Origin of the sequence: Pseudomonas neuropathica, from assembly GCF_051174785.1 — a bacterium.
In the GTDB taxonomy this organism is placed as follows: domain Bacteria; phylum Pseudomonadota; class Gammaproteobacteria; order Pseudomonadales; family Pseudomonadaceae; genus Aquipseudomonas; species Aquipseudomonas neuropathica_A.
Genome location: NZ_CP195111.1, coordinates 4,115,065 through 4,127,451, shown reverse-complemented (window position 1 = coordinate 4,127,451; position 12,387 = coordinate 4,115,065). Strand labels below are relative to the sequence as shown.

Here is a 12,387-nt window from a genome sequence, read left to right as displayed (position 1 = left end):
CCCGATTCGCGAGCAGGCTCGCTCCCACACAGAATGGGTGCAAACCTTCTATCATGCAGGGAACTCGGCCACCTGCGTTGTGGCCCAAGGCTCAGCTCTTTGATCAGGATGAACACATGCAGGTAGAAAGCTTTTTCGAATGGCTCGGGCAAGCGCTCGGTTCGGTCATCCGGTTTATCGTCGATGGCCTCAGCGGCTTGTTCAACATTCTGAGCAATGCCGGTGGCAATTTTGTCGACGGGCTGGCCAAGACACTGGGGATGGACACCTCGATCATCAGCATCATCGCGCTGATCGTCGGGCTGATGCTGTTGTGGTCAGCGATTCGCGCATTCATGAATGCCTCGATCATTGCCGGGATCATCTGGTTGTTGCTGGGGTTGTGGCTGCTTAGCTGGATTATTCATTGACTCTGTAAAAGCCCCCTCACATCAGGGGGCTGAATCAAAGGCAGGACCAATCAAATGAATGCTGGCAGCACTTGGCTCGCGGATTCTCGCTTAACGAAATACCCGCTAGTTTTTGGTCGTTGAAAAACACTCAACCGCTAACCGCCGCGCTCTTTTTTTCAATCGCGTACGAAATTTCAATACTCGCGTGTGCATGAATAACAATGGGCTGTCTGCTCGAATAATCGAACGTGTTGCCCGTGAGCACTAATGGCACCGTTTCTTCATGGGTGACCGGGCATCCCTTTCTTGTCGACAGGGTGATCGGCAAATCAAGTCGGAAATATCCCAGCGGCTCTTTGTGAAGTTTGCCGGGCAGCGTAGTCGTGACGTTGCAGTCAATGCTTCTTGTTATCTCGGCCTTGATGACGACCTCAAGGGACGCTTCATCGCTGCGTTTTTTTCAGCCAGATAATATGCTTGCGATAGGGAGCGTTGACCATCGCGTTCTCCGCGCTTTCGAAATAGCCGGTGGAGCGAAGCGCCGTCACAAAGGCGTTGATGACGCCAGAGATGATGCTTTCAGAGTGATCCATATTTGCGCCTTCCAGTAACGTGTTTGAATGCTTGAAAGCAATTGAACCCCGTGTGCAAATCTGGCGTGCGGTACATATTTATGTACCTATGCGCGGCGTTTTTTTGAGCAGCGCGCATAACTGAATCTGTCGCCGGTGAGCGCCATCGCAGCCCGGCCCAGACCCGAGTGCGGTAAATCCTTGGTGAATCGCTACAATGCCCGCGTCCTCAAGGAGCCCGCATGTCCACTCTGATCGCCGACTGGCGCGACCGCCCAACCCACCGCAAGGTCTGGGCACTCGCCGCGCCCATGATTCTTTCCAATATATCCGTACCGCTGGTGGCACTGGTCGACAGCACCGTCATCGGCCATTTGCCCCACGCTCATCAGTTGGGCGCGGTGGCGGTCGGCGCCAGCCTTTACACCTTTCTCGCCTGGGCCATGGGTTTTCTGCGCATGGGCACCACCGGATTTGCCGCACAGGCCGCCGGGCGCAGCGACGGTGCGGCGTTGCGGCAGATTCTGTTGCAGGGCTTGCTGTTGGCGATGGGGCTGGCGCTGGTGCTTGGCACTTTGGGTGTGCCGCTGAGCGGAGTTGCACTGCACTTCATGCAACCGTCAGCGGAGCTGGATCAACTCACCCGGGATTTCTTCCACACGCGGCTGTTCGGCCTGCCGGCGGCGCTGGCCAGTTATGCGCTGGTCGGCTGGTTTCTCGGCACGCAAAATGCCCGGGCGCCGCTGGCGATTCTTCTGACTACCAACCTGATCAACATCTTCCTCAATCTGTGGTTCGTGATCGGTCTGGACTGGGGCGTTGTCGGTTCGGCGCGGGCCTCGGTCATCGCCGAATGGAGCGGTGCCCTGCTCGGCCTGCTACTGACTCGCAAGGCGTTGCGGGCGTATCCGGGGCACATCGTCTGGGCAGCGTTGAAGGTCTGGCAGAGCTGGCGCCCGCTGCTGGCGGTCAACCGCGATATCTTCATTCGCAGCCTGGCGTTGCAATCGGTGTTTTTCCTGATCACCGTGCAAGGCGCGCGGCTGGGCGATTCGACGGTGGCGGCCAACGCGCTGCTGCTCAATGGCTTGCTGCTGACCGCACATGCGCTGGACGGTCTGGCCCATGCCGTCGAAGCCTTGTGCGGACACGCCATCGGCGCCCGTGATCGTCTGGCCCTGCGTCGTTCGCTGGTAGTGGCCGGCGGCTGGTCCCTGATCGCCAGTCTGGGCTTTGCCACGTTGTTTCTGCTGGCCGGGCACCTGTTCATCGAGATGCAGACCGACATCCAGAGCGTGCGCGACACGGCCTTTGTCTACCTGCCCTACCTCGCCGTGCTGCCGCTGATTGCGGTCTGGAGCTACTTGCTCGACGGTTTGTTCATCGGCGCCACCCGCGCGCGGGAAATGCGCAACGGCATGCTGATCACCGTGGTTCTGCTATTGCCGTTCGCCTTGGCGCTGCAAGGTTTCGGCAATCACGGACTGTGGATAACTTTTCTGCTGTTCATGGTGTTGCGCAGCCTGACCCTTGGCGCGCAAGCCTGGTGGCTCAAGCGTAACGATGGCTGGTTCAGTGGCGGCGTTCACTGAGCCGGCGTGTGTGCAATAAACCCGACGACCTGATCGAGCACTGGCGCAAGTTGCCGCAACGGTCGTGACAAGGTTGCCAGCAACGTAATGTGATTGGGCCGCGAATAATACAAGTCCTGCACCGGCACCCCGGCCTCGCGCAGCTTGCTCGCAAGTCCGCCGGTATTACGCTTCGGATTGACCAGATCATCCTCGGTCGCGGCGATCAGCAGCGCTGGCGGTGCGCCGCGACTGACATGGTTGACCGGCTGCGATTGCGGCGGCGAGTCCGGCCAGAAGAACACCGGACGCACCTCGGGATTTTCGATCGGCAGAAAGTCATACGGCCCGGCCAGACCGATCCAGCCCTGCAAATCCCCGGGCGACATGCCCACTGCGGCGAGCCATTCATCATCCAGCGCGAGCATCGCCGCGTTGTAACCGCCGGAGCTGTGGCCCATCAAATACAAGCGCTGCGGGTTGCCGGAAAACTCGCTGATATGCGCTTTGGTCCACGCCACCGCCCGCGCGCCGTCCCGCAGAAACAGTGGATAGCGCACCTGCGGATACAAGCGGTAATCCGCCACCACCGTGACTATCCCCCGCGACGCCAGCGCTTCGCCGACAAAGCGGTAGTCAACGCGCGAACCGCTGTTCCAGCTGCCGCCATAGAAAAACACCACCACCGGCGCGCCGGGCATCGGTCGATGCGGTACATACACGTCGAGCTTCTGCCGCGGGTCGTCGCCATACGCGATGCCCACGGTTTTGTCGTACGTGCTGTCCGGGGTCAGCGCATTGAGCAACTGCACCGGCGAACAACCGCTCAGCACCAGCAGCAACACAATGCCCAACCCCTGCCGGAATAAACCTGCCATACGCGCCGAACCTCACCTCAGGACTGATCGCCGTGCCACTGGCGTCGTACATGGTCAAGCCGCTGTTGCTGGGTCAAACCCACCGGAGGTGGCACCAGCACGGCACGCGGATGCAGCAAGCGTAGCCATAACCAGCCATCGAGCACGGTGCGATCGCTGAATCCCAGCGCCAGGCCTTGTTGAACATGGGAGGACATCGTCGCGTAATCGGTTCCCAGCGATTGGCACCAGCGCCAGATGTGCTGCTCCAGAAGACAGGTTTGCAGGCGTTCGCGCTGGCGACGGGTCAGGCTTTGTTCGATGCTCAGCGGCTCGACGGCGAGCCCCGGATTGCGCAACTGCTGCCAGCCCTGACTGCCAATCGCACGGTCGGCCCAGGTGCCGCCGAACCAGCGCAACTGGCGGATCGGGCCGAGCCAGCGGCTCAACTCCGTGGCGTCACAGGCATCGAAAAAATAGCTCGCGGTCTGCCGGTTGTAATAACTGAGCAAGGCCCGATGACTTAATCCGAACGACACCGTGAGCATGCGTTGCAAGTGGCTCAGCAACCGTTGCGCGCAGACCTCACTGCCCAGCAACAGCCCGCGCCAGGTATTCGGGTCGCTGTGACACAACGCGGCCAATGCCGGGCAATTGCGCAAATCGATCAATACCGGGCCGTGCTCGCTGACCGGTTCGAACTCGGTGCCAGAGAACAGACTGAAGCACTGCACGTCGGCAAACGCCCGGCGCAAGATCAGCCGGGCCTGCGGTGCATCCAGGCCATCGAGCAACAACCACTGCGCCATGGACTCCAGTGCCGCGCCACTCATGTTGCGCCGCTCTGTTCAAGCGCGGTGACCAGTCGACAGCTGCACACCGACTGTGAGCAATGGTTGAAACTGCCACCGCCGGGGATCAGGCACAACAGCAGCAAAGGGTCACCAGACATCAACAGTCGCTGCAGGCCGTCACTGACCAGCCTGTCGGGCAGTGGCAACTGCGGCACCTCGTCGCAATCGCTGTCGGCGGCGATGGGCGGCTGCAGCACACCGCTGATCATCGGCTGATCCGGATCGCCCTCGAAAAAGCTCACCACCACCTCGACGCCATCGCTCAGCGCGGCCATCGGTGCCTGTGCCAGAGACGGCGCGAGCGGCAGCCAACAGTGACTCGGCGCCGCCCCTTCGCCTTGATACAGCCAGTCGAATTGCACCGCCACCGGGCGCAAACGGTCGGGTTGTGGTTCATCGACCGCCACCACCCAGGCGCGTTGCAGGCTGTGCATGCGCAGGCGCGATGGTGCTGTGGCCGAGGCACACGGCACCTGCACCGTGCCGAACAGTCGGTTGGCGTAGGGCGGTTCGTGAGATGGATCGGCGCGATGCTCAATGCGTGTCAGCAACCATGGGCGATTGCATTCGGCGAAGGGATGCCCGGCCAACCGCAGCCAATGACCGCTGCGCAACGCCGCCAGATCACTCTGACCTTCAGCGCGTTGCACGCCTGATGCATTGGCCGCAATTGCACTTTGCAACTGCCATTGGTGCAAGGCCGGAGAACCGTCACCGTCGTCTTCACACCGATAACGCGCGGTACCTGCCAATGGCAACTGCGCCGGATCATCGGCAAAAACCAGGCAATGCCGGTCGCGGTCATGCTCAAAGTAATAGTGAATCCGCGCCTGCGCGCACAAGCGCTGGAGCAGTTGCAGATCGGACTCGCGGTATTGCGTGCAGAACGTCCGGGCCGGGTAGTTGCCATGCAATTCGAAACGGCGCTGAGCACCGACTATCCCGTGCTCCCTGAGCACTTGCTCGATGATCTGCGGCACGGAACGACCACTGAAGATGCGCTGACTGAAACGCAGCGCGAGGCAACCCAGCTTCGGCCCCAGACGAATCCGGCTCAACTGCAAGCCTTGTCCGTGTTCATGCTGGACAAGGCTCTGCAGTTGCCCGTGCACGCCCTCCCCCGACGGCCCGAAACAGAGGAATGCCGAACGGTAAAGCAGGCCGGCGAGGTCCAGGTGCGGATCGTCGATCAATACATCGATCTCGAACGCAAAGGATTCGCTGAGGGCTTCGCTACCGGTAAAGGCCAGGACTTCGAAGGGGTCGGACAGGCCCGCTACATCGAGACGAAACGACGACTCGTTGACTGGATCGAACATGGGCGGATCTCTACAGGAGGGGCGGCCGGGGATTCTCGCCGAGAGCCATGGCCGAGTAGAGAGCTGAAGTACAACTTAGGAAATGACCTACGCGAAAAGCAGACCGGATGACTTTTCTGGCCGCGAAGGCCAAGACTTTCGCGAAGATTTTGGGAGATATCCCACCGGATCATCCGAATTTTCCGCCACCTTCAGGAAAAATTCAGACAACCCGGCGAGATCGCCACCTGACCTCAGGAAGACAGGTAGGAAGAACGGGTCAGGCCCAGACGCAAGGCATCGAGGAATTGCGTGCGCTCGCTGGCACTGATGCGGGCACTGGCGCACTTGTCGCGGTAGTGCGTCATCAGTTCTTCCGGCGACAAGTGCACGTAACGCAGCATGTCTTCGATGGTGTCGTGGGTCTCGATGCCGGCGTGGTACACGCTGCCATCGGCGTTCTGGTAGATGTTCACCGAGTCGGTGTCACCGAACAGGTTGTGCATGTCGCCGAGGATTTCCTGATAGGCGCCAACGAGGAACACGCCCAGCAGGTAGTCTTCGCCTTCATTCAAACCGTGCACAGGCAGGCTGGTTTCGATGCTCTGCTCGTCGACGTACTGGTTGATCTTGCCGTCGGAGTCGCAGGTCAGATCCTGCAGCACCGCGCGGCGCAGCGGCTCTTCGTCGAGACGGTGCAGCGGGATGATCGGCAGCACCTGATCGATCGCCCAGGTGTCCGGCAGGCTCTGGAACACCGAGAAGTTGCAGATGTACTTGTCGGCCAGCTTGTCGTTGAGCTCATCGAGCACCTGGCGGTGCGAACGCTGACGAGCCTTCAGCGAGTTGTGCAGGCGACGGCACACAGCGAAGTAGCACTGCTCGGCCAAGGCTTTTTCGGCCAGGGTCAGTTTGCCGTCGGCATACTGCGCGGCCACGTCGCTCATGTAGTGGGTGGCGCGCCAGTAGGTTTCGGTGACCATTTCAATGTCGGTCGGGCCGAGCAGATCAACCAGCCACTGCACGGTTTCCGGCAGCGACTCCTTGTTTTCGATCTGCGGGATTTCGTCGTTGTGCTTCTCGACGTCGGTCACCTGCACCACCAGCATCGCGTGGTGCGCGGTCAGCGAACGGCCGCTTTCGGAGAAAATGTGCGGATGCGGCAGGCTCTGCGCATCGCAGAATTCCTTGAGCATGCCGACCACGACACCGGCGTAATCGTCCATGTCGTAGTTGATCGAACTGGCGTTGCGCGAGTGCGTGCCGTCGTAGTCGACACCCAGGCCGCCACCGACGTCGATGTGATCGACCGGCAGACCGAGGTTGCGCAGCTCGCCGTAGTAACGGATCGCTTCTTTGAAGCCGTGTTGATAGTCAGCCAGGTTGGCAATCTGCGAACCCATGTGGAAGTGCAGCAAGCGAATGCCTTGATCGAGACCGGCAGCGCGGAAGCGCTCGACCACCGACAGCAGTTGCGCGGCCGACAGACCGAATTTGGATTTCTCGCCACCGGTGTCCGCCCACTTCGACGAAGCCAGCGACGACAGACGCACGCGCAGACCGACCTGTGGCTTGACCTTCAGCGAGGCGGCTTCTTCGATCACCAGACCGACTTCGGATTCTTTCTCGATCACAATGAAAACATTGTGGCCGAGCTTCTGGCCCATCAGCGCCAGACGAATGAACTCGCGGTCCTTGTAACCGTTGCAAACGATGGTGCCACCCTTCGGCGCCAGCGCCAGGACGGCCAGCAGCTCAGGCTTGGAGCCGGCTTCCAGACCGATGGAAACGTCCTGGGTAGCGATGATGTTCTCGATCACCGCTTCTTGCTGGTTAACCTTGATCGGGTACAGCGCGGTGTATTTGCTTTGGTATTCCAGGCGCTCGATGTTCGAATCGAAGGCGCCGGTCAACTGGCGTACACGGTCTTGCAAAATGTCGGGGAAACGAACCAGCAACGGCAAGGACAAACCGCTTTTGCGCAGTTGGTCGACTTGCTCGAACAGGTCGATAGGCGAGCTGCTCGGGCCGTTCGGACGAACTTCGACGCGACCGGCGTCATTGATCGCGAAATACCCGGCCCCCCAATGGCGAATCCCGTAAACACTGCGGCTGTCCGCAACTGTCCATTGGCTGCCATCGTCTTTGCGTGTGCGTCGTACGGACATCGAAGTCCCCTATAAAGAAGTCATAGTGCGTCGCCTAATCTCAGGCCGGCGCAGTCTAAAGAATGAAAATGACGGTTCGTCAGCGCGGCGGTAGACCGCACTGACTGCGTGGAGTTTAGAAACCGGTCATGAACAGGCTCTGTGAAAACCATGGAGACGACGCCGGATCTGAAGTGTTTCAGCGCCGGATCAAGCCGCAGATGGATTTCACAGAGGCTGCTAGCCGCCGGACTTCTTCGCTTTGAAACCGTGCTTGATCAGCTCAGCCAAGAGTAGCTCGACATGATCGCCCTGGATTTCGATGATGCCGTCTTTCAACGCCCCGCCAGTGCCGCAACGTTTCTTCAACGTTGTCGCCAACTCTTTGAGCGCGTCTTCGGCCAGGGGCACGCCGGTGATGGTGGTCACCGTCTTGCCGCCACGGCCCTTGCTCTCGCGTCGCACGCGGGCAATGCCGTCGCCGGCCGGGATCACGGTTTGTTTGCAGATACAGGCGTCTACCGGCTTGCTGCATTCCGGGCAATGACGACCTGCGTCGGTGGAAAATACCAGGCCACCAAGGGCGGCGAAGGATGCGGCTTTTTTGGCCACCGGCAATCCTCTTGGGAGGACAAAGACTGATCGCGACCTTGGGCAAGGTCATCGACCGCGAAGCCCCACTCAGGCAGGGGCAGCGCTACTGCGCCGGAATTTGGCGACGAGACTGCTGACCTGTAGGAGCTGCCTAAGACTGCGATCTTTTGATCCTGCTCTTGAAAAACAAGATCAAAAGATCGCAGCCTTCGGCAGCTCCTACAGTGGGTCAGCAGGCCAACCTCAAACTATTCGGTGCAGCTTGAAAAGGTCGCGCAGTGTAACGGCAAAAATGCGACTTGCTAAGTGCCAATCGGCGCCAATTTATGTGTTCTTTGCGACGTCGCTTTGCTGCGCCTTCAGATAGCGCTTCAAGGCGGCCAGAGAGTCCGGGCAATAAGGCTTTTGCTGGATTTCCTGCATGACCTGCCCGATCGGAATAAAGCGTGCTTCGAGCACCTCCTCCGGTTGAAGTTTCAACGGCCCGTCCCACACGGCGGAAAACGCCGAACACCACAGGCGATTGCCAGTGTCTTCGAAGTAGAAATGGTCATGGGCAGTCAGCTCGACACCGCTGACGCCCAACTCCTCTTCCAGCTCGCGGGCTGCCGACTCGGCGTAGGTTTCGTCGGCCTGCACCATGCCGCCCGCCGCGACGTCCCAGTAACCGGGGTAAATCGCCTTGCTCAATGTCCGCCGGTGCACGCAAAGGTCGCCGGCGGAATTGAACAACATGATATAGGTGCCGCGACCGATCAGCCCACGCTCGCGCAGATCGGCACGCACCAGAGCGCCGAGCAGGTTGTCCTGCTCGTCGACCCAGGCGATCTGTTCGGCATCCGAGGCGGCGCGATGGGCCGCCTCTCTGGCGTTCTGACTCATGAATCAGCCCTGATTGAGCAGTTGACGCAAATCGATCACTGCAGCATTGGCCCGGGAAATATAGTTGGCCATGACCAGCGAGTGGTTGGCCAGCACGCCGAAGCCGCTTCCGTTAAGAATCATAGGACTCCAGACCGGTTCCTGCGAGGCTTCCAGCTCACGAATGATCTGACGCACGCTGACGGTGGCGTTCTTCTTCGCCAATACATCGGCGAAGTCGACTTCGATGGCGCGCAACAGATGCGACAGCGCCCAGGCCTGACCGCGTGCTTCGTAGAACACGTTGTCGATCTGCATCCACGGAGTCTCGACGACTTCTTCGTCAACCTGCGGCACTTCGCCGATCGCCGGCACTTCGGTTTTCAGCGCGGTATTGAGCTTGACCCGGCCGACGCTGGCCGACAGGCGTTGCGACAGCGAACCGAGACGGGTGCCGACATCGCCGAGCCAGTTGTTCAGGTTGTCGGCGCGGGCATAGAACAGCGCGTTTTTCTGAGTAGGATCGGACAGACGCGCCTGATAACGGCTCAGAGAATTGATGCCCTCCTGATACTCCGACTCACTGGACGGCAGGATCCAGCTCTTGTTGTCGAAGTTGAAGCGCGGCTCGGCCTTGGCCAGATCGGCATCTTCCGCCGACTGCGATTGCGAGCGGGCGAAGTCTTTGCGCAGGGCGCGGGTCAGGTCACGCACCTGAACCAGCACGCCGTATTCCCAGCTTGGCGTGTTGTCCATCCACAGGCCTGGCGGAAAACGGTCATTGGAAATATAGCCGCCGGGCTTGTTGAGCAAGGTGCCGGCAACGGTCTTCAGGGTTTCGACGGTGGTGTAGCCGATCACCATCTGCTTGCCTTCTTTCTCGGCCGCCACTTGCGCATTTTGTGCGACCGGAAACAGCGCCGGCTCCTGGCTCCAGTACCAGCCCAGGCCAATGGTCACCAGCAGATAGAGGCCGATCAGCGTGGCCAAAGCTCGGCTGAACAGCACCCCACCGACATAGCTGCGGGTGGCCGACTTGGGTTCAGCGGCACGTTCAGGCGCGCTGCCCGCGCGGTTTTTCCAGTCCAGCATGGCGATATCCTTTCAATCACTTGGGTTCAACGGTTCGACCACAACCATACAACAACGTGCCAAGGCCGGGCACCCGCGCGTAACGATAAGCCGCAAATCATGTGGACGAATGACGCTTCGACGCTTACTAAGGGAATCCCTGATGCCCGCCCCTCAGCCAATCGAATTGCAGGGTATTGAAAACCATCGCAAAGCTTGTTCACGCTGCGGGTAAGATCGTGACCGATAACTCATCCCGATCACCCCACCGACTCAGGGAGTGCCCGGTTCGCGGGGGTTCTGCCGACGTCAGGGTCAAAAACAAAACCACCCGGTCAGAAACTGAATGGTGACGCATTGCAGATTATTGACGTACGACACTCGTGTAAGGGAAAAGAGGTGCTAGCATAGAGCCACCAGTCGATCTCAGCATGCAGCCTAACTAGTAGTCAGGATATGACCGAGCCAGAAGACCCCAGCCGTGAGCGTCTCAAGCACCACTTTGCCCAGCGGGTAATTCATCAGGCACGTCAGATTCTTGAGATATGGCAGCGCCTGCAACGCAGTGAGTGGTCCACTGTCGACCTCGCCGAACTGAGCGAGGCCAACTTGCGCCTGCTGCGTTTCGCCGAGCGTTTCGAGCAGCCGGAACACACTCAACTCGCGCGCCACATCAGCCAGTCGCTGGAGGCGGTGGACGCCAATCGCGGCCGCCTCAGCAGTGGCCTGATCACTGACCTCAATCGTTTGATGCAGCGCTTGTCGCGCACCGGCCTGCGCCATGGTGATCAACTCGACCAGACCTTTCTGCCGCCACTGCGCAAACCGATCTACGTGATGCTGCAGGACCACGACCGCGCCGAACGACTGGCCAAACAACTGGAATTTTTTGGTCTCAGCGCGCAGGCGCTGGACAGTGTCTCGGCGTTTCGCTCATCGATGGTCGAACGCCTGCCGGCGGCGATCGTCATGGACGTCGATTTCAGCGGCGCCGGCATCGGCCTGAAACTCGCCGCCGAGGCCCAGGTTGGCCTTGAAGAACCGCTGCCGCTGCTGTTCTTCAGTCTGCACGAAACCGACACGCCGACACGCCTCGCCGCCGTGCGCGCCGGTGGCCAGGAATTCCTCACCGGCACCCTCGAAGCGTCGAGCCTGCTGGAGAAGATCGAAGTCCTCACCTGCGTCGCCCAGTACGAACCTTATAAAGTGTTGATCATCGACGATTCACGCGCGCAGGCCTTGCACACCGAGCGCCTGCTCAACAGCGCGGGGATCGTCACCCGCACCCTGATCGAACCGATTCAGGCGATGGCCGAACTGGCGGATTTCCAGCCGGATCTGATCATCCTCGACATGTACATGCCGGCCTGCACCGGCACCGAACTGGCCAAGGTGATTCGCCACAACGACCGTTATGTCAGCGTGCCGATCATCTATCTGTCGGCCGAGGACGATCTGGACAAGCAGCTCGACGCCATGAGCGAGGGCGGCGATGACTTCCTGACCAAACCGATCAAGCCGCGCCATCTGATCACCACCGTGCGCAACCGCGCCGCCCGCGCGCGCAATCTGAAAGCGCGAATGGTCCGCGACAGCCTCACCGGCCTGTACAACCACACGCACATTTTGCAATTGCTCGAAGACTGCTCGTTCCGCGCCCGTCGCGAAAACAAACCGCTGAGTTTTGCCATGCTCGACATCGACCACTTCAAACGGGTCAACGACAGCCACGGCCACCCGATGGGCGACCGGGTGATCAAGAGTCTGGCGCTGTTTCTCAAGCAGCGTTTGCGCAAGACTGACTTCATCGGCCGTTACGGCGGCGAAGAGTTCGCCATCGTCATGCCCGACACTGATATAGAAGCCGCGCACAAAGTCCTCGACGAGATCCGCCAGCGCTTCGCCGAAATCCACTACCCGGCGCAACCGCAGGATTTGTGGTGCACCTTCAGCGCCGGCGTGGTGGAAATGCACGACGACTGCGACAGCTTGATGATGGCCAGTCAGGCCGACGAAGCGCTGTACCGGGCCAAGGGTGCCGGACGCAATCGCGTGCAGACCGCGCGAGAATCAAAGCAAAGTGCCACTTTTTCATCGGATTCCACTGATTCGGTCATAACCCTGTAACAGAACCGCAATAAATTCAGGCGCTTACCATTTCTGCCGTTGG

11 protein-coding genes are annotated in these 12,387 nt (G+C 60.0%); 3 read left to right on the top strand and 8 right to left on the bottom strand.

Going from position 1 to position 12,387, the window contains the following annotated elements; genetic code table 11:
• The first annotated feature begins 116 nt into the window (after nt 1-116).
• Nucleotides 117-410 (top strand): hypothetical protein, encoded by a 294-nt coding sequence (locus ACRRSD_RS18600; RefSeq protein ID WP_007914623.1) that lies wholly within the window; start codon nt 117-119, stop codon nt 408-410.
• A gap of 425 nt (nt 411-835) precedes the next feature.
• Here the strand turns inward: ACRRSD_RS18600 and ACRRSD_RS18595 are convergent, their stop codons facing one another.
• Nucleotides 836-985: a hypothetical protein gene (locus ACRRSD_RS18595; RefSeq protein WP_435034606.1), complete on the bottom strand. Its 150-nt coding sequence runs from the start codon at nt 983-985 to the stop codon at nt 836-838.
• Nucleotides 986-1,206: 221 nt separating this feature from the next.
• On the opposite strand from ACRRSD_RS18595, the gene ACRRSD_RS18590 reads away from it, so the two are divergent.
• On the top strand, nt 1,207-2,556 hold the full coding sequence (locus ACRRSD_RS18590; RefSeq protein WP_435034605.1) for an MATE family efflux transporter: 1,350 nt from the start codon (nt 1,207-1,209) through the stop codon (nt 2,554-2,556).
• Here the strand turns inward: ACRRSD_RS18590 and ACRRSD_RS18585 are convergent.
• The 7 genes from ACRRSD_RS18585 to ACRRSD_RS18555 form a co-directional block, all read right to left on the bottom strand.
• Nucleotides 2,550-3,413: an alpha/beta hydrolase gene (locus tag ACRRSD_RS18585; protein WP_435034604.1), complete on the bottom strand. Its 864-nt coding sequence runs from the start codon at nt 3,411-3,413 to the stop codon at nt 2,550-2,552. The genes ACRRSD_RS18590 and ACRRSD_RS18585 overlap by 7 nt on opposite strands.
• Before the next feature lie 17 nt (nt 3,414-3,430).
• Entirely contained in the window at nt 3,431-4,225 is a 795-nt protein-coding gene (locus tag ACRRSD_RS18580) for a DUF4123 domain-containing protein (protein ID WP_435034603.1), read from the bottom strand.
• Complete coding sequence (locus ACRRSD_RS18575) at nt 4,222-5,565, bottom strand: type VI secretion system Vgr family protein (protein ID WP_435034602.1); 1,344 nt, start codon at nt 5,563-5,565, stop codon at nt 4,222-4,224. The genes ACRRSD_RS18580 and ACRRSD_RS18575 overlap by 4 nt, the downstream gene beginning before the upstream one ends.
• Nucleotides 5,566-5,798: 233 nt before the next feature.
• Nucleotides 5,799-7,712: an arginine decarboxylase gene (gene speA, locus ACRRSD_RS18570; protein ID WP_038360569.1), complete on the bottom strand. Its 1,914-nt coding sequence runs from the start codon at nt 7,710-7,712 to the stop codon at nt 5,799-5,801.
• 219 nt (nt 7,713-7,931) lie between these two features.
• Nucleotides 7,932-8,303, bottom strand: a complete 372-nt coding sequence (locus tag ACRRSD_RS18565; RefSeq protein WP_007914613.1) for a translation initiation factor Sui1 — start codon at nt 8,301-8,303, stop codon at nt 7,932-7,934.
• A gap of 306 nt (nt 8,304-8,609) precedes the next feature.
• Complete coding sequence (locus tag ACRRSD_RS18560) at nt 8,610-9,167, bottom strand: NUDIX hydrolase (RefSeq protein ID WP_435034600.1); 558 nt, start codon at nt 9,165-9,167, stop codon at nt 8,610-8,612.
• A gap of 3 nt (nt 9,168-9,170) precedes the next feature.
• Entirely contained in the window at nt 9,171-10,238 is a 1,068-nt protein-coding gene (locus ACRRSD_RS18555) for a DUF2333 family protein (protein ID WP_064388778.1), read from the bottom strand.
• Nucleotides 10,239-10,673: 435 nt separating this feature from the next.
• On the opposite strand from ACRRSD_RS18555, the gene gcbA reads away from it, so the two are divergent.
• Nucleotides 10,674-12,344 carry a diguanylate cyclase GcbA gene (gcbA, locus tag ACRRSD_RS18550; protein ID WP_127925682.1) on the top strand — a complete coding sequence of 557 codons (1,671 nt, stop codon included), beginning with the start codon at nt 10,674-10,676 and terminating at the stop codon, nt 12,342-12,344.
• Nucleotides 12,345-12,387: the final 43 nt, after the last annotated feature.